Source organism: Rothia sp. HMSC066G02 (genome assembly GCF_001813145.1).
Lineage (GTDB): Bacteria > Actinomycetota > Actinomycetes > Actinomycetales > Micrococcaceae > Rothia.
This window is the reverse complement of record NZ_KV811586.1, coordinates 85,127-105,546: the sequence shown is the minus strand read 5'-3', so window position 1 is coordinate 105,546 and position 20,420 is coordinate 85,127. Positions and strand designations below refer to the sequence as shown.

The window sequence follows — 20,420 nt, the reverse complement described above, 5'->3', positions numbered from 1 at the left end:
GCGGCTCACGCGGTTGCCTCACGAGAAGCAGCGGCACGCACAGACTGGGCGCTCTCGGACACCAGGGCGCGAGCGCCCCACCAGCCCAGAGGCGCATCGCTACGCACGGAACCGTACTGCACGGGCTCAACCTTCGCACCACGCACCGGCGCGCTCAGAGCGGCAACAGACCAGAGCGTCATCGTCGCCCACAGGCAGAACGCGGGAATAGCCGAAACCGCCAACGCGCCCGGAGCCAGCTGCTCCAAACCATCAGCGCTACCGTGGAACCAGGACGCAATCCTAATCGGCGACAGGTACAGGCCCAACACCGCAACCACCGCGAACACGGTCGCTGTCACCCGCAGCCACGCCGGCTGAACCGCAAAATAGGTCGGGAACGCGTCCATGATGAACACGGCAGCCAGCAGGGGCAGCAGCACGTTGTGGTGCGACCAGCTAATCGGCGACAGCGCCACCATCAAGGAGGCGGTCACCGCCACCTGCGCCAGCGCGGCACCGCGGCGTTCCAGCTGGTACAGCAGCGCGGCGGTCAGCACAATCGTGACCAGCGCCAGGGCGTAGTAGACGGGCTTCGCGGCGCTCTCAGAAAGACCGAAGTGTAGCAGCCAACCCTGAATCGAGACGTTATCCACAAAGTTCAGGCCACCCACACGGGAGGGGTTCGTCAGCGCGGAGAACCAGAACTCCGGCGCGTCCTTAGGCATCAGAATGAAACCCAGCACAATGGTGCCGAAGAACGTCGCGCCCAGGGTCGCAATGCCCTTCCAGTCGCGACGGACCAGCAGAATCAGACCAAACACGAGCGGGGTCAGCTTCACGCCGCCCGCAATACCAATCAGCACGCCGCGCGGCACGCGGGTCGCCGGACGCACAAAATCGGCAAGAATCAGCGCCGTAATGAACGGGTTAATCTGAATCAGGTCCAGGGTGCGCTGCCACGGGCCCGCCGCCACCACCAGAATGGTCAGCATCGCAATCGTGCCGGCACGACCAAAGTACTGCTGCAGGGGCAGTTCGCGGCCGCGCGCATTCACGTAGTTGTAAATGATCGTGGAAATCCACCACGCCACCACAGCCGAACCGATGACCATAATGACTTTGCCGACTTCCAGCGGAATAAAAGCGAACGGCAAGAACAGCATCGCCGCGAACGGCGGGTACGTGAACGGCGGCTTGATGACGCCGTGATCGTTCAGGGTCGGGGAGTATAGGTCCTGGGTAAAGCCCTCGTTATCGAAAATGGTCATTGCGCCCAGACGGTAGATGGAAAAGTCCATACCGGAGAAGGGGTTGGTGAGCATTTTGATGACGTATCCACCGCCAACAATGAGGATGAGTGCCACAATAGCGATTTTTCCCCAGATGGGGGTGGTGGAGTCAGTCCTTGTCACGAGGTGCTTGTCCTTACCTTGGTGCCGGCGGATGCGCGCGTAGGGTGGGCGGGCATCTGATTTTGGAATCCTAATAGTTTATCGCGCGCACCTGTGAAAGGTGCATTGGGGAGCAGGTTCACAGGGGGAGAACCGCTCGAGCGCGCAGGCACAACTATCACGATATGAGCCGCCTTCATATGCACGTCATGTCTTCAAAATTGGTACTATCCGGGCAATATAATGGGCTTATTGGCACCCACCCCACCGCAGGGGTACCGGGTGCCGACCCGCACACCGACGTCCACGAACAACCAGCAGTGAAAGCAGTGATCACGTGAGTGAACATCTCGGCACCCCACCCGAAGGTGAGAACACGAGCGGCAAGCCCGCAGGCGCAAACGTCTCCGGAGGCGGCTCCTCCGGCCTGAGCATTGGCGCGCGCCCGGCTGATGTGCCCGGCGCAAACCTCACCCCCGAAGAGATTGCACGCCGCGCATCCGGTCGCGGTACGTGGCATCGTCGCGCCTCCAAGCCCGTCTCCCACTGGATGTTTACCCTTGTCGGCGTACTTCTGCTGCACAGGTTTATCCCGAATAGCGGCTGGCTGATGGTGCACATTGTCACCCTCGGCCTGATTACGAACTCGATTCTGATTTGGTCGCAGCACTTCACCGAAGCGCTCATGAAAATCAAGATTCCTGACGAGCACCGCGGAACCCAGGTGCGCCGCATCTTCATTCTGAACGCCGGTATTCTCGTGCTCATGATCGGCATGGTCGGTCAGCTGAGCGTGCCCGGGCTCTACGCCGCCACGGTGGTGGGCGCCCTCATTGTCGGTTCGATGGTTGCCTGGCACGGCATCTACTTGCTGAAGCAGGTGCGTCAGGCTCTGCCGTCGCGGTTCGGTGTGACCATTCGCTTCTACATTGTTGCGGCGCTGCTGCTGCCCCTCGGTGCGGCGTTTGGCGGCATGATTGCCTACCCGAACCTGTCCGGCACCCTGCATTCGCAGTTCCTGCTCGCGCACGAGGCAGTGAACGTGCTCGGCTTCGTCGGTATTACCGCGGTGGGTACGCTGGTGACGTTCTGGCCGACCATGCTGCGCACCAAGATGGTGGATAAGGCGCTCACCCACAGCCTGCGCGCCCTGTACCTCATGTGCGGTGGCTTAGCGTTGACCCTTGTCGGCGCGATTTTAGGGATGCGTCCGCTCGCCGCAGCCGGCCTGGTCGTCTACCTAGTTGCCCTGCTGATTGTCGCCTGGGTGATGGTGCGTACCCTGCGCACCAAGCGCCCGAACGAGTACCCGCCCATGAGCGTAGGTATGGGCTTCCTCTGGCTGATTGTTGGTGTGGCGGCCACCGCCTACCTGGTGGCGACCGTCCCCTTCGCGCAGCTGGACATGCGCGCCGTGACCCCTATCTTTGTGGTCGGCTTCCTGCTGCAGCTGCTGCTCGGCGCGATGAGCTACCTGCTCCCCCAGCGCATGGGTGGCGGCCCGGCGGTGGTGCGCGCCTCCAACAAGGAGTTCAGCCGTTTCGCGGCGGCACGCGTAACCGCCGTGAACCTGGCGCTCGTTATCTTCATGATGCCCGGCTCCGTGGTCGGCCAGTCCATCAAGATTGCCGTCGCTATCGTGGGTGCGCTGGCGCTCATGGCGTTCATTCCGCTGATGGTGCGCGGCGTGAAGGCGTCCGTGAACACCCGCAAGGAAATGATGGCAGCACGCGCCCGCGGCGAAAAGCCCGTCTTCAATCAGGAGGCACTCACCCCCGAACCCGTCCCGCACGCCAAGCAGAGCTTCCAGGCGGCACTCGCGGTTGCCATGGCGTTCCTGCTGGGCTTCGCCGTGAACCCGTCCGCGTTGAACCTGCCGTCGTTCTCCTCGGCGGGTTCCGTGGCTGCAACCGGTCAGACCACCACCGTGCAGGTGAAGGCGACCAGCAACTACCGTTTCACCCCCGCCGAGGTGGAGGTCCCCGCCGGTAACCGCCTGGTCGTCGAGGTCACCAACGACGACGAGGGCATGACCCACGACCTGACCTTCGACAACGGCGCAACCACCGGCACCATCAACCCCGGCGAAACGAAAACCGTTGACGCCGGCGTCATTACCGCCGACCAGGAAGGCTACTGCTCCGTGGCGGGTCACCGCTCCCTGGGCATGGTGTTCAAGGTGAAGGCGACCGGCGCCTCCGCAAACCAGGTGGCGCAGGGTGGCCACAACCACGGTTCTACGGGCACCCACAACCACGCCGCGTCGGGTAGCACTCCGACCCTCATGACCGTTGCGAACAGCAGGATTGACATGTCCGCAGCGCCCGGCAGCGGCTACAAGTACCGCGACCCGAACATCCCGGCGCCGAACACCGCCACGCAGGTGAACGGCAAGACCGTCCGCAAGGTCACCCTGGAAGTTGAGGAAGTCGACCGCGAGGTGGCGCCCGGCGTGACTGTTCACATGTGGACGTTCAACGGGCAGAACATGGCACCGATTCTGCGCGGCAAGGTCGGCGACATTTTTGAAATTACACTCATCAATAACGGCACGATGGGCCACTCGCTGGACTTCCACGCGGGCATGGTCTCCCCCGATAACACGATGAAGACCATCGCCCCCGGTGAGCGTCTCGTCTACCGTTTTGAGGCGAAGGCCGCCGGCATATGGCTGTACCACTGCGGCACCGCCCCGCTGAGCCTGCACATGACCCAGGGCATGTACGGCGCGGTCATCATTGACCCGGCGGACCTTGACCCGGTCGATCACGAGTACGTGATGGTTCAGGGCGAGGCGTACCTGCACGACACCGGCAAGACCGCCTCCGACGGTAACAAGCTGGCGGAGAACTCGCCGGAGCTGATCGCGGCAGGCACCCCCACGCTGACCATGTTCAACGGCCACGCAACCCAGTACAAGGCGAAGCCGCTGCAGGTGAAGAAGGGCGAGCGTATCCGTGTTTGGGTGATGGCTGCGGGCCCGAACCACGGCACGAGCTTCCACGTGGTCGGTTCGCAATTCGACACCGTCTACAAGGAGGGCGGCTACCTGATGCGCCGCGGCGCAGATGCGTTCGGTAGCCGTGACGGCCACAGCCAGGCACTCGATTTGGCGCCCGCTCAGGGCGGCTTCGTGGAGATGCAGTTCCTAGAGTCTGGCACGTACACGTTCGTGAATCACTCCTTCTCGGAGATGGAACGCGGTGCCGCCGGCAAGATCGTGGTGACGAACCGTTAGGGACTCCTGAAGCTCCCCATCATGGATTGACCCCGCCTGGTACTCCCTGTCAAAGGTGTACCGGGTGGGGTCATCCTTCACGTGCACGGAGTCTGTACCTGCACTTGATGTTGACTCCGGTAAAGACGCGCCAAGAACTCTCTGACTATGGTTTTCACCTCAACGGAGGGGAGTTTTTTCACCATAAACGGCGATGGTGCGCTAGTCTATAGGAATGGCAGATAGCACTTCGAGCGCCTCTTCCGAGCGCAGCGCTACGGGCGCCAACAACCACATCCCCGCTTCGGCGGACGCACAGACTTCCCCTCGGCAGCGTAAAGCTTTCCCGCTTCGCTTTCTCGCCGGGGCACTTGCGCATTGGCAGATTATTGCCTCTGCGGTTCTTTTGGGTGGCGGTGTTGCCGGCCTGGCAGCCACCTATGACGACTATTGCGGTATGACGGAGCTTTCGTATGCTCCGGCGGCTCTCCGACCCGATTTCGAGGAGGGCTCTAAGGTGGCGGGTTTCCGTCCCGGCGTGCTAGCGGCGCAGATTGAGACTGAGAGCCACTGGCGTGTGGGCGTTGTGTCCCACCAGGGCGCTAAGGGTATTGCACAGTTCACTGATGATGCGTGGAGCGGCGGCCACTACAACTTCGGCAATGGCGGTAATGTTCTGAACCCGCACGATGCGATTGCGGCGCAGGCACGCTACCTGGGTGAGTTGCGTACTCGTTTGGCGAAGTACGCCTCCAATGAGGATGAGCTGCAGGATGTGGTTCTCGCCGGTTATAACGCGGGTCCGGGTTCTGTGGAGAAGTACGGCGGTGTTCCCCCGTATGAGGAGACTCAGAATTATGTGAAGTCGATTCGCGAGCTGGCGAATTCGAAGTACAAGCTGACCTGCTCTCCCGAGTACCAGTTCAAGCAGGCGAAGTTGAGCTTCGTGAATGGTGTGACTCCGGCGATGGCTGGTGTTCATGCGGATGGTACGGCTCTGTCCCCGGAGGAGTCGGCATCAGCTGCGGCGGAGGCTTCTGCGAGTGCTTCGGCTCGTGCGTCTGCGAGCGGCTCTGCGGGTTCTTCGGTGAAACCTTCGGCAACGAGTTCCGGCCGCTAAATTCATTTTTGGATAACCCACTAGGCTATATAGCCGTCTTGGAATATTCCGTTTTATCTATAGTGCGCGGCTGATACCGGCCACCACTACCCTACTATTCACTCTTATATGTACTCTTAACAGCGCGAGGCGCCGACCCCCATTCTCAGGGGTTCGGCGCCTCGCCCTTTTTAGGGCTGAATCGTGCCTAGTTGAAGATGGCGCGCACGACCGAGTAGCCGGAGACCGGGTACACGGCGTTCACGGTTGCGGGCTTCTCGCTCTCGTCCGCGATCTCAATGGACTCGGTGCCGCGCAGCAGCTCCTCGAGCAGGATGCGCAGTTCCAGGCGTGCCAGGGGCGCGCCGGGGCAGACGTGGATGCCGTCGCCGTACACGAGGTTGCGGGACTGGTCGCGGTGCGGGTTGTAGGTGAGGGCGTCTTCGAAGGCGTCCTCGTCGCGGTTGGCGCTTGCCCAGTTGATGGTCACGCGGGAGCCGGCGGGCAGGGTGCGGCCGCCGAGTTCGGTGTCCTGGGCGGTGATGCGGCGGTTGGTGACGAGGGTGTCTTCGAGTCGCATGATTTCTTCAACGGCGAGGGCAATTTCGCTGCGGTCGTCGAGTGCGTTGCCCTCGGCGAGGGATGCGCGCAGGCGGTCCTGCTCGGCGCGGTTGCGTGCCAGGAAGTTCACGAAGACGCCCACGGTTGCGGAGACGGTGGACAGCTCGCCCACGGTCCAGTTGCGGATGAGGCTGACGATTTCTTCGTCGGTCATGGTGCGGGGTTCTTCGCCGGGCAGCTGCACGGTGTCGGTGAGCAGTTCGGCGGTGACGTCCTTGGGATTGCCGGCGGCAGCGTCCTCGCGGCGCTCGTCGAGCAGCTGGCGGATGTAGCCGTCGAATTCGAGGGCGACCTTAGCGATTTCTTCGCGGTCACGGCGCAGGGTGGCGACGCGGTTCTTCTCGATCCATTCGGTGAGGGGCTGCTCGAGGCATGCGGGCCAGCCCATGAAGGCGTTCTGCACGCGCATTGCGTATGCCTGGCCGAAGCCCTGCATGACGTCTACTTCTTCGCCGCGGGGCAGGTCCGCGATGAGGGCCTTCACGGCGTCGCGGATGACGGGTGCGAACTTTTCGAGGCGTTCGGGGGTGAAGTACTTGTCGTTGACCGCGCGGAAGGTGGTGTGTTCGGGTGCGTCCATGCCGTTGGGGACGGCGATGTGGCGGGTGGAGACGACGTTAGAGTAGATTTCGGGGTGGTCGAGTACGTGCTGTACATCGGCGTTTTTGAAGACGGAGTAGCCCATGAATTCGTCGTGGGCGACAGGGCAACGGCGGCGCATTGCGTCGTAGGCAGCTACCTGGTCCTTCTGAACCTCTTCGCTTCGGAGGTCCCAGTCGTTGTGTACGTTCTCAGTCATTGTTCACCCGTGTTCGTTATAGAGTTGTGGCGTGCTGGATGCGGGCGTCCGGGCGATGCGTGTGGGCAGGGTCGGGCGTGCATTTCAGCACGTGTAGCCTTTACTTGTTCTTTGACCGTATCACTTATGGGTTGGTGGCGCAGGGTAGGGGTTCCTTGCTTCTCCTTCAACGAACAGTGCGGTCGCGGCAGCACTACAACCCATCACGCCGCGCTCACTCTACAGGCCACGATAGACTTCTCGCCGATGACCAACTCGGAAGACCTCAACAACAACCGCACCGTTATCAATGATGTACAGAATGCGGTAATTCCCTACTCGTGCCCTGTACCCTTCTTCGCACTGCGGCCCCTTGAATAGAACCTGCACAGGAACTATCCTCGGAGCTAACGGACAAACCCCAGAAAGGAACCAGTCATGACTGTCACCACTCACCGGACTCGTTCCAATGTCACGACTCTTAAAGAACTCCGCGACAACCTCGGAACCAAAGTCAATGAAGCCGTGTTCTCCGGCGAACGTCCCCTCATCAGCCGCAATGGTAAGACTGTTGCCGCGCTCATCTCCTACGAAGATTTGAAGCTGCTGGAAGAGTACGAAGAGCTCCTCGACATTGAGGCTCTTCGCAAGGCACGCGCCGAAGATGACGGCTACCGCATCGGCCTCGACGAGTTCCTCGCAGAGAACCCTGCAGACTAGTCTTTCAACGCATATTGCAAGGCGGGCGGCACCTCCACCGGGGAGGGGCCGCCCGCCTCATTCTTGCCTAAAAACCGCCGGGGTTTAGCGCCCGCGTGCGGAGGGGTAGATACTGCCGTCCATCACGCCGCGCTCCACCTGCTCCAGGCTCACGCCGCGAGTCTCCGGCAGGTTGCGGAACATCAGCAGCGCAATAATCACGTTCACCACGGCAAAGCCGATGAAGGAGCCGGTCAGACCGACCGCACCCAGAATCACGGGGAACGCCAGCGACAGCACACCATTCATCATCCAGCCGCTAAACGCCGAAATGCCCATACCCGCCGCACGCACACGCAGCGGGAACAGCTCACTCATAATCACCCACGTCGACACGTTCAGGCAGGTCTGCATCGCGCCCACAAAGCAGACGATGAGCACCAGCAGAATCCAGGGACGCGCCGCGTTATCGGCGGGCAGTAGCATGGATGCGCCCGCAATCAGCACGTGGAAAAACGCGGTCGAACTATAGCCGGTAATGACCATGACGCGGCGCGGTACACGCTCCATCAGGCGCAGCGACAGGATGGAGCCGAGCACCGCGATCGTACCCGGCGCAATATTCGCGATGAGCGCCGCGGATTCGCTGAAACCGGCTTCCTTGAGCACCTTAATGCCGTAGTACATGATCGAGTTGATGCCGGTCAGCTGCTGGCCCGCGCCGACCAGAATACCGACGAGCAGGATGCGCACGAACCAGCCGCGCACGCCCACGCTTTCCTTACCCGCCGCATTGTTCTGGGTGGTTGCCTCCGCCTGCAGGGTGCGTTCAATATCGGCGATCTCAGCCTCGGCACGTTCGGTGGAGCGGATGCGCTTCATCACCTCAAGCGCCTGTTCACGCCGACCGACGCGCAGCAGCCAGCGCGGCGACTCGGGCACTCGCAGCATGCCGACGAACAGGCCGATGGCGGGCAGGGTGCAGATGGCGAACATCCAGCGCCACACGCCGTCGTGCTCACCCCATACGTTGCCGATGAGGGCGTTCACGATGAACGCGGCAAGCTGACCGCCCACGACCATGAGCTCGTTGCGGCCGGAGAGGGAGCCTCGAATTTCGTAGGGTGCGAGCTCTGCGAGGAACACGGGCACCACGGCGGAGGCGCCACCGACCGCCAGGCCGAGCAGGGTGCGCCCGGTGATGAGCACGGCGACGTTGGGTGCGAAGACGCACGCCAGGGCACCAATGAAGAAGATGGTGGACAGCCCAATGATGGTGGTTCGGCGGCCGAACCGGTCAGAGATGCGGCCGCATCCGAGTGCGCCAATAGCGGCGGCGAAAGCGAGCGATCCGGTGACCCAGCCTTGGGCGGTGGAGTCCATGCCGAGTTCGCGGCTCATGGGTTCGAGCGCGCCGTTGATCACTCCGGTGTCGTAGCCGAAGAGCAGACCGCCGAAGGTGGCGATGAGTGCAATGATACCGAGGTATCGACTGTGCTTCCCGGTGCCCAGAGGGGGCAGGGTGGAGGCGGTGCTCTGTGCGCTCATGGTGTCCTTTATGCCGAGGGGTTAGGTGAGATTACACCGACATTGGTGGTTCTTCAGCACTGTCAGTGGGCTAGGTGAGGTGCATCAGGTTAGACACACCTCACCTAATCCTAGCGAAAACGTTCGGCGGGTGATATTTATTTCTCACCACGGACATTTTTCAGCGTATATTACGGCCGACATGTGCGTCCGCCTGAGTGCCCCTTTTGAGAGGGAGCCGGAGTTTAGAACAGCGCGATCTTCTCGGGTGCCGGGAAGATGGCGTCCAGGGCGGCGAGGTCCTCAGCGTCGAAGCGCAGGCAGGCAGCCTGTGCGTTGGCGCGTACCTGTTCGGCGCTGGTCGCACCGGCAATGACGGAGGTGACCGGCGACTGCTGTGCGAGCCAGGAGAACGCCGCCTGCACCTCGGTGATACCGCGCTCGGTGCAGAAGCTGTGGAAGGCTTCGAGCTGGTCCCAGTTGGCGGCGTCGAGCACGTTCTTCTTGGAATGGGACAGGCGCGAACCGGCGGGAATGTTGTCGCGGCGGTACTTGCCGGTCAGCAGGCCGTTAGCGAGCGGGAAGTACGGCAGCACACCCATGCCGAAGTGCCGTGCGGCGGGCAGGATTTCGAGTTCTGCGCGGCGGTCGAGCAGGTTGTAGTGGTTTTCAGCGACGATGAACCGTTCGGTGCCGAGTTCATGGGCGCAGTGTTCGGCGTGGGCGAGCTGCCAGCCGGAGAAGTTGGAGTGGCCCAGGTAGCGGACTTTGCCGTCGCGTACGAGCTGGTCGAGGGCGCTGAGGGTTTCTTCGATGGGGGTGTTGGGGTCGGGGCTGTGGTAGAAGTACAGGTCGATGTAGTCGGTGCCGAGGCGGCGGAGGGACCCTTCGACGGCGCGCATGATGTAGCGGCGGGATCCGCGGGCGTTGCGGTCGTTGCCGTTGAGGTCGCCGATGGGCAGGCCGAATTTGGTGACGATGGTCAGTTCGTCGCGGTCGAGGCCGAGCTGGGTGAGGGCGGTGCCGAACATGGTTTCTGAGAGGCCGGGTTCGGCGCCGTAGAGGTCGGCGATGTCGAAGAAGCTGATGCCGGCGTCGACTGCGGCGGCGATGACTTCGTTGGTGCCTTCTTGGGTGCGGGTGGGGGTGCCGGGGCGGCCGAGGTTGTTGCAGCCGATGCCGACGCTGGGTACGACGAGGCCGGAGTTGCCGAGCCTGCGGTAGACGGGAGATTCAATACGTTCCATGCTTTTAACTCTACGTTGTGCGGGTATGTTGAGAGGTTATTTCCCCTCCAGTTGGGAGGCGAAGAGCTTCCTGAAGCGTGATGTGGGGTCGGTCGTTAGGTCCTGGTAGGTTCCTTGCTCCACCACACACCCACCATCCAACACCACCACAGAATCAACACCACGCAACGTCCACGCACGATGAGACACCAACACCACCAAACGCCCAACAGCAGCCACCTTCAACCGAGCAAAAATCTCCTCCTCAGTCTCAGCATCCACAGCACTGGTCGGCTCATCCAACACCCACACCGGCGCATCCCGAAGAACCACACGCGCCAACGCCAAACGCTGCCACTGACCACCCGAAAGACCAACACCACCAAACGACTCACCCAACTGAGCATCCAAACCGCCCTCAAGACCACGCACAAAATCATCAGCACAAGCCACCGACAAAGCCGACCACAAATCAGCATCACCAAGACGCTCAACAGCCTCCTGCGGCAAACCCAGAAGAAGATTTTCACGCACAGTCAGTTCATAACGGCCGTAGTCTTGACTCACCAAACCAACATTTGCCAACATGTTGTATTTACTCTCAGAAGAAGCACCCTTATACGTTATGCTCCCCTGGGCAATTGGTGTAATTCCAAGAATTGCATTTATTAGCGTTGTTTTTCCCGCGCCCGAGGCACCAACTACTGCAATCATTTGATTATTCATCAGCTCAAGATTAATATCTTTAAGCGCAAAAGACGACGCGCCCTCATACTGAACGGATACATCTTTGCATATAATTTTTGAAATATTTTCATGGTTAGGGTTAGAAGTTTTTATCTCAGAAGCATGGTCGTAAGTATCAGAGTCGCATACCCTTCGGAATTGCTGAACAGATAATGCTCCATTAATAATCTGACCGAATGAATATCCCACCTCTTGGGTCGCGTCAACACAGGCAATGATTCCAATCAGCGATCCGGCCACATACGATATATCGGCTCCTGAATCCACAAGGAAGTACAGGGACGCAAAAAGTAAGACAGAGCAGAGTAGCCCTGCAACTACGGAGATGATTCCTCTAACACTTTCAAGGCTCAATTCCCTACCGGCTGCCCGGCGTCGCCAGGACGCTACGCGTTGCGAGAAAAATCGGGAGGCTCTCATGAGGTGAAGTTCTTGGGCGCGACTTTGAGCCATCAGATTGTCTAGATAGTAGTTCTCTACCCGATAATCCTCGTACATTAGGGTGTAGATAGCGTAATCACGTTTAGCGAGAATCACCATTGCAATAGATAGGGGTAGTGAACACAGTGCCGCAAAAATTGCTGCCACAATGCTGACGTTCGCGATATTAAGACAGAGAAGTAACACCATTGCGAAGGCACTCACCAGTGTCATAACTGACATGGTGTGAACCTGCAATTCCTGTTTCGATATTGCCTCTCTAGCAGCACGTATATCTTCCTGTGATTTTGTGCTACCTATATCAGATAACGGAAATGTAGATAACCTGTTATTTAACATGCAGTGAACCCGATAGTTCACCTTTGATTTGAGGATGAGCATGTTACTTATGACCCAGCGTTTAGCAATGATATTAATTCCGACAACAAGGGCAAGAGCAACGATATAAATCCAGGCCGCACCACCATTTGAACCGCTCAAGGCTGATACTGTATTACCAATCAGCAGGGACTGACTCAGGGGAATGCAGGCTATGACGGCTAGCGATAGGGCGACGCTCACTAGGGTCCCAGGACAGGTTTTCCAGGCTAGGCGGAAAGACCAGAGTATAGAAGAAAATAGCTTTTTCATTCTCACCACGCTCACAAAGTCGTATTGAACTCATCTTTGAGCCCTGAAACTCCTCGATGAGCGGACGTCGAAACACTACCCGTGCTTCATTAGTTACCCTACTCCTCATTGAAATATAAAACACATATATTCGTGCGTGTCCAAGAATATTAAGCAGATATATCTGTGATATTTTCGGGCATCCAGGGGTTAGCCGACAGCTCTACCCGCAACGCCCCCAGCCCCCTTCGTCATAGTCAGTCATATTAAGTTCATATTTCTCCCCAATGTCATGTCCAGAAATATTAGGACATCAACCGCCGCATCCCTTGCGCACCCTCGGAGGCAGTGGGTAGAGTGAAAGCGTTATCTATCAAGAGCGACCGAGAGATCTGGCTCGTAGACGTCGCAGCAACCTCGCCAGTATCCCCCACCGTCACGGTGCAGGGTACGGACAAGGTGCTCCCGCCAGAACCGATAGAGAAGAATACCCTTCGGCACCCCTTGATGAGTCGTACCCACAAACCGGTACAGCGCATCCTGCAGAAGAATTCACGCACCCTCCCGGTGCGTATCTATCGGGTGAACACGAAGGAAGGTTATGACGACAGTTCACCCGGCTCTTTCTTTTGAGCTATTCCCACCCCGCTCACACGCAAGCTGCGAGTCGCTACTCCACACCATTGCCGAGCTTGAGGGCACCAACCCCGACTACGTGTCAGTCACCTACGCCGGTGACGCGAAGCGCCGCCAGAAGACCCTGGCGCTGCTCGACCACCTGGTGCATGAAACCTCCCTCACCCCGCTGGCTCACCTGATTTGCGCAGGCCATTCAGTGCACGAGCTGGAGCGTGCAGTCCGCCTGATTCTGGGTCTGGGTGTGCGCGGTTTCCTGGCTCTTCGCGGTGATATTCAGGAAGGTCAGGTTTCTGAACTTCCTTTCGCCCGCTACCTGGTAGAGCTCATTCGCCGCGTGGAGCGTGAAGATTTCGCCCACCTGGCAGCTGGCAAGGTGTCGATTGGTGTGGCGGCATACCCGCAGAAGCACCCCGAGTCCGCATCCCTGCTGCAGGATATTGAGATTCTGCTGTCCAAGCAGCGTGCCGGCGCGGATTTCGCGATTACTCAGGTGTTCTTTGAGGATGAACGCTATAGCGCCCTGGTCGATTCGGCGCACCTGGCAGGCGTGGATATTCCGATTATTCCGGGCATCATGCCGGTAACCTCGCTGAAGCGCCTACAGAACCTCTGCCAGATGGCGGGCATGGAAGTCCCGACGGACCTCGCCTACGCCCTAGAGACGGCGACCAGCAACGCAGAGTTGCACCGCATCGGCGTGGATTACGCGCTGAACCAGTGCCGCGCCGTGATGGATGCGGGCGCACCGGGCCTGCACTTCTTCACCTTCAACGAGCATGCGGCGGTGCTGGACGTTCTGGACCAGCTGGACCTACCCCGATACAGCAACCGTTTCTCTCAGCCGCTGAGCGAACTGGAATACGCCTAACCCAACCCGTAACGCTCCTTGTCGGATGCGTTCCCATTGTCTCCCCCGCAAATATTCCGGGAGTTACAACCTCCGTTTCACCGCCCACCGCTGGGTGGCGAAATACCGGAACTGACTCCCCTATCTATCCCCAGTAAAGGAAAAAATTATTATGTCGAACACCGCATTCCCCGCCGCAACCATTGTTGGCTACCCCCGCGTGGGCCGCTTCCGCGAGCTGAAGAAGGCTCAGGAGGCTTTCTGGAAGGGCAAGGCAACCCTGCAGGAGCTGCAGGACACCGCCGCTGACGTGCAGCGCACCTACTTCGAGCGCGTGACCGCCGCCGGCCTGAAGGCTGATAACTACTCGATTCCGGCAACCTTCTCCTACTACGACCAGGTGCTTGACGTGGTTCGCCTGTTCACCCTGGTTCCCGAGCGTCTGGCTGAGGCTAAGGATGCACGCGGTCTGCTGGATCTGCCCGGCTACTTCGCACTGGCGCGCGGTACCGAGACTCTGCCTCCGCTGGAGATGACTAAGTGGTTCGACACCAACTACCACTACCTGGTGCCCGAGATTGGTTCCGGCACCGAGATTAAGCTGAACCTTGAGGCTATTGACGAGCAGCTTGAGGTTGCAAAGCAGGCTGGCGTGAAGGTTCGCCCGCAGATTGTTGGCCCGCTGACCCTGCTACTGGGCGCTAAGGCTGAGCAGGGTTCCGCTGAGGACTTCGCACCCATCGACCGTCTGGATGAGTTCGTTGCCGCTTACGCTCAGGTGCTGGAGCAGCTGGCTGAGCGCGGTGTTGAGTGGGTTCAGCTGGACGAGCCGGGCCTGACCGTGGACCGTGCCGACAACGCGAAGGTTGCCGAGCTTGCCGAGCGCACCTACCGTGCCCTGGCTGCAGGCGAGAAGCGCCCGCAGATTCTGGTGACCAGCCCCTACGGTTCCCTGCGTGAGAACCTGCCGGCGCTACTGGGTACCGGCATTGAGGCTCTGCATCTTGACCTGGTGCACGGCGTGTACTCGAAGGCTGAGCTGGAGTCTGTTTCTGCCGCGGGTGTGCACCTGGTTGCCGGTGTTGTGAACGGCCGCAACGTGTGGCGTGCTGATGTTCGCGCCGCCCTGAAGACCCTGGAGGCGCTGCCCGGCGCATCCGAGGGTGCCGTGTCGGTTTCCTCCTCGACCTCCCTGCAGCACGTGCCGCACGACCTGGCTCTGGAAGACCCCGCCGAGGTTCCCGTGGACGGCCTGGCGTTCGCCGATCAGAAGGTCGCCGAGATTGCACTGCTGGCTCGTGGCCTGGCTGAGGGTGAGGCCGCTGTTGAGCCGGAGCTGAAGGCTGCCGATGAGGCGCTGGCTCGCTTCGCCGCTGACCCGCGCAAGCACAACGACGAGATTCGTGCCCGCGCCGCAGCTGTAACCGCCGAGGACTTCGACCGTCCGACTATTGACGTTCGCCGCGCGGCTCAGGCTGACCTGAACCTGCCGAAGCTGCCGACCACCACCATCGGTTCCTTCCCCCAGACTGCTGAGATTCGCCGCCACCGTGCGGAGGCTCGTGCGGGCAAGATTTCCACTGAGGAGCTGAACGGCTTCCTGCGTGACGAGATCGCCTCGGTCATCGCGCTGCAGGAGGAGCTGGGCCTGGACGTTCTGGTTCACGGTGAGGCTGAGCGTAACGACATGGTTCAGTACTTCGCTGAGAACTTCGACGGTTTCGCAACCACCCGCCACGGCTGGGTTCAGTCCTACGGTTCGCGTTGCACCCGCCCCTCGATCCTGTTCGGTGACGTGAAGCGTCACGGTGAGGGCCTGCGCGGTGAGGCGTTCACCGTTCCGTGGAGCTCCCACGCACAGTCGCTGAGCGACAAGCCGGTCAAGGGCATGCTCACCGGCCCGGTGACGATTCTGGCCTGGTCCTTCGTGCGTGACGACCAGCCGCGCCGCGAGACCGCTAACCAGGTGGCTCTGGCTCTTGCCGACGAGATTGCCGACCTGGAGGAGGCGGGCATCCGCATCATTCAGGTGGACGAGCCGGCTCTGCGCGAGCTGCTGCCCCTGCGCCGCGATGAGCAGCCGCAGTACCTGGACTGGTCGGTGAACTCCTTCCGCCTGGCAACCAGCGCGGTGAAGGATTCCACCCAGATTCACACCCACCTGTGCTACTCGGAGTTCAACGAGATTATCGACTCGATTAACGCTCTGAACGCTGACGTGACCAGCATTGAGGCGGCTCGTTCGCACATGGAGCTGCTGGCTGATATTCCGGAGAGCTTCGTTTCCGGTCTGGGCCCGGGCGTGTGGGACATCCACTCCCCGCGTGTTCCTTCTCAGGATGAGATTGAGTCCCTGCTGAAGGCTGCGATTGGTTACGGCACCATTGCTGACCTGTGGGTGAACCCTGACTGTGGTCTGAAGACTCGTGATTACGAGGAGACCAAGCAGTCTCTGCGTCACCTGGTGGACGCCACCAAGGCGATTCGCGCATCCCTCTAGGAGGCGCCTATTGGTTCCGCTGCCTGCTGCGGGTTGACCGGATGATGGTTTGCTCGCGGTAACCTGCGGCAGGTGGCGGCTGTTCGGCTTCGTGCCGGTATGCGTACCGACTGTATGCCGAGCTTTTGGGGATAGATAACAGGCCCGCCCGTACGGTTTTTCTTCTGCACCGTGCGGGCGGGTTTTCTGTGCTGTTTTTGGGCACCGATTTTGTGGTGTTCAAGTGGTTTTCTTTTTGAACTTAGGGTATAAATTACTCTAAATTTAAGTGTGGTCTGACCAAAACACATACTTACTCAACAAGGAAAGTATTTATATTCACTGTAGCACTTGTGGCACTGTTGCCCAGTAGACAGATATACATCACACAGATTTAGCACTTCCCTGTAATTCCAGGGTAAAAACAGTATTAATAGAATAATCACTCTGAATATCTGTTCACCATAGTGAACATTCTACTGAAAACATTCCCATCAGATTAGCATTTTTATAAGCCGCTGTTTTTAGAATTCCAGCATGACTACTACCACTTCATCAAAGAAGAAGAAGGGTTCTGTACCCCGCTGGCTCGCAATTCCGGCGCCCAAGCCTCAACTGAGCGAGGCTGAAGTTAATGCAAAGTACCCGCGCATGCGTCTGCAGGTTTTCATGGGTATTTTCATCGGTTACGCGACCTTCTACCTGATTCGTAACAACGTCCCGCTGGTCACCCCGATTCTGACCAAGGAACTTGGCTTCAGCAACGCGGCTATTGGCGCGCTGTCTACGGCGCTGCTGCTGGCTTACGGTTTCAGCAAGTTCTTCACCGCAATGATTTCTGACCGCTCGAACGCGCGTCTGTTCCTGCCCATCGGTCTGGTGCTCTCGGGTGTTGCCAACATCCTGCTGGCTATGACCGGTTACATGGGTGAAGGTGCGGGCGCGGCGGGCTACGGTGCCGCTATCGCCTCCATCATGGCGACCATTATGGTCTTCAACGGCATCTTCCAGGGCATGGGCTGGCCGCCCTCGGGCCGCGTGCTCGTGAACTGGTTCTCCACCAGCGAGCGCGGCGCGAAGGTTTCGTGGTGGAACACCGCCCACAACGTCGGTGGTGCGCTGTCCGGCCTGCTGGTTGCGTGGGGCTTCTCCATGTTCGGCAAGACCTGGGAAGTTGCTTTCTGGTTCCCCGCAGTTATCAGCTTCGTTCTGGCGTTCGTGGCGTGGCTGCTGATCCGTGACAACCCCGAGGCTGAGGGTCTGCCCACCGTTGATGTGTACCGCAACGACCCGCACAAGGTTGAGTCCACCGCTGAGGATCGTGCAGAGTCCACCTGGACCACCATCCGTAAGCACGTGCTGACCAACTCGACCATGGTGTACCTGGCTCTGGCGAACGTGTTCGTGTACACCCTGCGTTACGGCGTGCTGGTGTGGGCACCGAAGTACCTGCACGATGTGCGCCACGCTTCCCTTGAGGGTGGTATTGCGGGCTTCTCGATTCTGGAGCTTGCCGGTATTGGTGGTACCGTCCTGTGCGGTTACGTTTCTGACCGCATGTTCAAGGGTCGCCGCTCCCCCGCGGGTATCCTGTTCCTGATTGCGACCGTTGGCGCGATTCTGCTGTACTGGCTGCCTTCTTCGGATGCGCCGCTGTGGATTGCGTACGTTGCGTTGGCTCTGATTGGTGGCCTGATTTACGGCCCGGTCATGCTGATTGGTCTGCAGGCTATTGACCTATCCCCCTCGCATGTTGCGGGTACCGCTGCGGGCTTCACCGGCCTGTTCGGTTACGCGTTGGGTGCGACCCTGGCTTCTGCCGGTATCGGCATTATTGTTGACCACTGGGGTTGGGGCACCGCGTTCGTCTTCATGATTGTGTGCTCGGGTCTGGCGGTTCTGTTCCTCTGGCTGGTTAACGGTGCTGAGAAGCGTCTGATGGCTGAGCGTGCAGAGAAGCTGGCGGCTCAGGCATAATTGCCCAGTCTTTCGTGTAGGGAAGCCACACGTTTGCTGGTGAGTCACCATATGGTGGCTTGTCGGTAATCGTGTGGCTTCTTACGTTAAGAACCTAGAATGGAACCATGACTACTAACTCTGGAATCACTAAAGAATGGGTGGATGAAACCGTCAAGCCGGGCGACGATTTCTTCCGCCACGTCAACGGTAAGTGGCTTGCTACCCACGAAATCCCGGCGGACCGCCCCAAGGACGGCGGCCTGTACACCCTCCGCGATAACGCAGAGAAGCACGTGCGTGAGCTGGTGGAGAAGATCGCGAAGGAGCAGCCGGAGTCCCGTATTGGCGCGCTGTACAACTCCTTCATGGACGTTGAGAAGATTGAGGCGGACGGCCTGGAGCCGCTGCTGAAGGAAATCGCCCCGATTCTGAACTCGGCAACCCCCTCCCACCTTGCCGTGACCCTGGCGCTGCTGTCTCGTGCGGGTCTGCCGCAGCTGTTCGCCTGGTACACCAGCAACGACCCGAAGGATCCGAAGAATTACACGTTCTTCCTGTACCAGTCGGGTCTGGGTCTGCCGGACGAATCCTACTACCGTGAAGAAAAGCACGAGGCTGCATGCGCGGCGTATGTTGAGCATATTGCCCGCATGTTCCAGCTGACCGGTCTGGCTGAGGGCTTCGGTCTCACCCCGGAGCAGGCGGCTCAGCTGGTGTTCACTCACGAGTCTGAGCTGGCTCGTCTGCACTGGAACGTCGTGGAGAACCGCGACGCGGAGGCGACCTACAACCCGTACCAGGCGACCGAGCTGGACGAGAAGTTCCCCGGCTTCCCGTTCTCGCAGTGGCTGCTGGCTCTGGGCGCCGACCCGGAGACCCTGGGTCAGGTTATTGTGGCTCAGCCGTCCTTCTTTGAGGGTGCGGCAAAGCTGTTCACTTCCATCCCGCTGATGAGCTGGAAGCTGTGGGCTGTGTGGACTGTTCTACGTTCGCGTGCACCGTTCATGTACGACGAGCTGGTTCAGGAGAGCTTCAACTTCTACGGCAAGACCCTTTCCGGTACTCAGCAGATTCGTGAGCGCTGGAAGCGCGGCGTGGGTGCTGTCGAGAAGGCTCTGGGTGAGGAAATTGGCCAGGAGTACGTGGCTGTGCACTTCCCGCCTTCGCACAAGGAGAAGATGCTGGTTCTGGTCGGCAACCTCCTTGAGGCGTACCGCGAGTCTATTGAGTCGCTGGACTGGATGACTGAGGCAACCCGCCAGAAGGCGCTGGAGAAGCTGTCGAAGTTCGTCACCAAGATTGGTTACCCCGATAAGTGGCGTGACTTCTCCGCACTGGAGCTGGCGCCCGGTGACCTGTTCGAGAACCTGCGCCGTACCGGTGCGTTTGACGCTGACTGGCTGATTGCCCGTAAGGGTCAGCCGGTGGATAAGTCGGAGTGGCTGATGACTCCGCAGACCGTGAACGCGTACTACATGCCGCCGGCGAATGAGATTGTGTTCCCGGCAGCGATTCTGCAGCCGCCGTACTTCAACCCGGATGCTGACGATGCGGCGAACTACGGCAATATCGGCATGATTATTGGCCACGAGATTGGTCACGGTTTTGACGATCAGGGTTCCCGCTACGACGGTGACGGCAAGCTGGAGAGCTGGTGGACTGAGGAGGATTACGCGAAGTTCAAGGAGCGCACCTCCGCGCTGGTGGAGCAGTACAACGCGTACGTTCCGGTGGGTCTGGACCCGAAGTTCCACGTGAACGGTGAGCTGACTCTGGGCGAGAACATTGGCGACCTGGCTGGCATGTCTATTGCGTTGAAGGCGTACTGTCTGGCTTTGAAGAAGCAGGGCATTGAGTCGCTGGCTGACGCGCCGGTGATTGACGGTATGACCGGTATTCAGCGTTTCTTCTTCTCGAATGCTCGCGGCTGGTGCACGAAGTCCCGCCCGCAGCATGCTGAGGTGATGATTTCGGTGGATCCGCATTCGCCGGATGAGTTCCGTGTGAACGGTGTGGTGCGCAATATTGATGAGTTCTACGAGGCGTTTGGTGTCTCTGAGGGCGATGCACTGTACCTGGCTCCGGAAGAGCGCGTGCGCATCTGGTAGCATACCGATAAGGGTATATGCTTTATTGCGCATATAAGAAAGGCGCCCGCC

Annotated in this window: 13 protein-coding genes and 1 riboswitch; of the genes, 7 read left to right on the top strand and 6 right to left on the bottom strand. The window is 59.7% G+C overall.

All coding sequences use genetic code 11. The features are described 5' to 3' along the window. Nucleotides 1–5: 5 nt before the first annotated feature. Entirely contained in the window at nucleotides 6–1,394 is a 1,389-nt protein-coding gene (locus HMPREF2894_RS03145; RefSeq protein ID WP_070677763.1) for a glycosyltransferase 87 family protein, read from the bottom strand. A gap of 316 nt (nucleotides 1,395–1,710) precedes the next feature. Here HMPREF2894_RS03145 and HMPREF2894_RS03140 point away from each other — a divergent pair, with 316 nt between their 5' ends. Together HMPREF2894_RS03140 and HMPREF2894_RS09225 are read left to right on the top strand one after the other, a co-directional pair. Next, nucleotides 1,711–4,611, top strand: a complete 2,901-nt coding sequence (locus tag HMPREF2894_RS03140; protein ID WP_070677761.1) for a multicopper oxidase domain-containing protein — start codon at nucleotides 1,711–1,713, stop codon at nucleotides 4,609–4,611. A gap of 214 nt (nucleotides 4,612–4,825) precedes the next feature. Further along, nucleotides 4,826–5,710: a lytic transglycosylase domain-containing protein gene (locus HMPREF2894_RS09225; RefSeq protein ID WP_070593120.1), complete on the top strand. Its 885-nt coding sequence runs from the start codon at nucleotides 4,826–4,828 to the stop codon at nucleotides 5,708–5,710. 187 nt (nucleotides 5,711–5,897) lie between these two features. On the opposite strand, the gene HMPREF2894_RS03130 is transcribed toward HMPREF2894_RS09225, so the two are convergent. Further along, a complete protein-coding gene (locus HMPREF2894_RS03130) occupies nucleotides 5,898–7,109 on the bottom strand; it encodes a cytochrome P450 (RefSeq protein WP_070593122.1) in 1,212 nt (403 codons plus the stop codon). Nucleotides 7,110–7,328: 219 nt separating this feature from the next. After that, nucleotides 7,329–7,478, bottom strand: a complete 150-nt coding sequence (locus HMPREF2894_RS09220; protein ID WP_246827006.1) for a type II toxin-antitoxin system RelE family toxin — start codon at nucleotides 7,476–7,478, stop codon at nucleotides 7,329–7,331. 48 nt (nucleotides 7,479–7,526) lie between these two features. On the opposite strand from HMPREF2894_RS09220, the gene HMPREF2894_RS03125 reads away from it, so the two are divergent. Next, nucleotides 7,527–7,808 carry a type II toxin-antitoxin system prevent-host-death family antitoxin gene (locus tag HMPREF2894_RS03125; RefSeq protein WP_005509047.1) on the top strand — a complete coding sequence of 94 codons (282 nt, stop codon included), beginning with the start codon at nucleotides 7,527–7,529 and terminating at the stop codon, nucleotides 7,806–7,808. An 84-nt stretch (nucleotides 7,809–7,892) separates the two neighbouring features. Here the strand turns inward: HMPREF2894_RS03125 and HMPREF2894_RS03120 are convergent, their stop codons facing one another. The 3 genes from HMPREF2894_RS03120 to HMPREF2894_RS03110 form a co-directional block, all read right to left on the bottom strand. After that, nucleotides 7,893–9,335 carry a sugar porter family MFS transporter gene (locus tag HMPREF2894_RS03120; protein ID WP_070677759.1) on the bottom strand — a complete coding sequence of 481 codons (1,443 nt, stop codon included), beginning with the start codon at nucleotides 9,333–9,335 and terminating at the stop codon, nucleotides 7,893–7,895. Between the two features lie 224 nt (nucleotides 9,336–9,559). Further along, nucleotides 9,560–10,561, bottom strand: coding sequence for an aldo/keto reductase (locus tag HMPREF2894_RS03115; RefSeq protein WP_070677757.1), 1,002 nt, complete (start codon nucleotides 10,559–10,561; stop codon nucleotides 9,560–9,562). A 36-nt stretch (nucleotides 10,562–10,597) separates the two neighbouring features. Further along, a complete protein-coding gene (locus HMPREF2894_RS03110; RefSeq protein WP_246827005.1) occupies nucleotides 10,598–12,289 on the bottom strand; it encodes an ATP-binding cassette domain-containing protein in 1,692 nt (563 codons plus the stop codon). 415 nt (nucleotides 12,290–12,704) lie between these two features. Further along, a riboswitch (SAM riboswitch) is annotated at nucleotides 12,705–12,821 on the top strand. Between the two features lie 117 nt (nucleotides 12,822–12,938). On the opposite strand from HMPREF2894_RS03110, the gene HMPREF2894_RS03105 reads away from it, so the two are divergent. From HMPREF2894_RS03105 to HMPREF2894_RS03090, 4 genes are all read left to right on the top strand, one after another. Next, nucleotides 12,939–13,844 carry a methylenetetrahydrofolate reductase gene (locus HMPREF2894_RS03105; protein ID WP_049340837.1) on the top strand — a complete coding sequence of 302 codons (906 nt, stop codon included), beginning with the start codon at nucleotides 12,939–12,941 and terminating at the stop codon, nucleotides 13,842–13,844. A gap of 151 nt (nucleotides 13,845–13,995) precedes the next feature. Then, entirely contained in the window at nucleotides 13,996–16,323 is a 2,328-nt protein-coding gene (metE, locus tag HMPREF2894_RS03100; RefSeq protein ID WP_070677756.1) for a 5-methyltetrahydropteroyltriglutamate--homocysteine S-methyltransferase, read from the top strand. A gap of 516 nt (nucleotides 16,324–16,839) precedes the next feature. Then, nucleotides 16,840–18,279 (top strand): MFS transporter, encoded by a 1,440-nt coding sequence (locus HMPREF2894_RS03095; protein ID WP_070593833.1) that lies wholly within the window; start codon nucleotides 16,840–16,842, stop codon nucleotides 18,277–18,279. Between the two features lie 107 nt (nucleotides 18,280–18,386). Further along, entirely contained in the window at nucleotides 18,387–20,369 is a 1,983-nt protein-coding gene (locus tag HMPREF2894_RS03090) for a M13 family metallopeptidase (protein WP_070677754.1), read from the top strand. Nucleotides 20,370–20,420: the final 51 nt, after the last annotated feature.

Excerpts from the sequence above, each read along its gene's own strand:
- HMPREF2894_RS09225 (WP_070593120.1), top strand. The coding sequence starts at position 4,826 with ATGGCAGATAGCACTTCGAGCGCCTCTTCCGAGCGCAGCGCTACGGGC.
- HMPREF2894_RS03130 (WP_070593122.1), bottom strand. The coding sequence starts at position 7,109 with ATGACTGAGAACGTACACAACGACTGGGACCTCCGAAGCGAAGAGGTT.
- HMPREF2894_RS03125 (WP_005509047.1), top strand. The coding sequence starts at position 7,527 with ATGACTGTCACCACTCACCGGACTCGTTCCAATGTCACGACTCTTAAA.
- HMPREF2894_RS03120 (WP_070677759.1), bottom strand. The coding sequence starts at position 9,335 with ATGAGCGCACAGAGCACCGCCTCCACCCTGCCCCCTCTGGGCACCGGG.
- HMPREF2894_RS03115 (WP_070677757.1), bottom strand. The coding sequence starts at position 10,561 with ATGGAACGTATTGAATCTCCCGTCTACCGCAGGCTCGGCAACTCCGGC.
- HMPREF2894_RS03105 (WP_049340837.1), top strand. The coding sequence starts at position 12,939 with ATGACGACAGTTCACCCGGCTCTTTCTTTTGAGCTATTCCCACCCCGC.
- metE (WP_070677756.1), top strand. The coding sequence starts at position 13,996 with ATGTCGAACACCGCATTCCCCGCCGCAACCATTGTTGGCTACCCCCGC.
- HMPREF2894_RS03095 (WP_070593833.1), top strand. The coding sequence starts at position 16,840 with ATGACTACTACCACTTCATCAAAGAAGAAGAAGGGTTCTGTACCCCGC.
- HMPREF2894_RS03090 (WP_070677754.1), top strand. The coding sequence starts at position 18,387 with ATGACTACTAACTCTGGAATCACTAAAGAATGGGTGGATGAAACCGTC.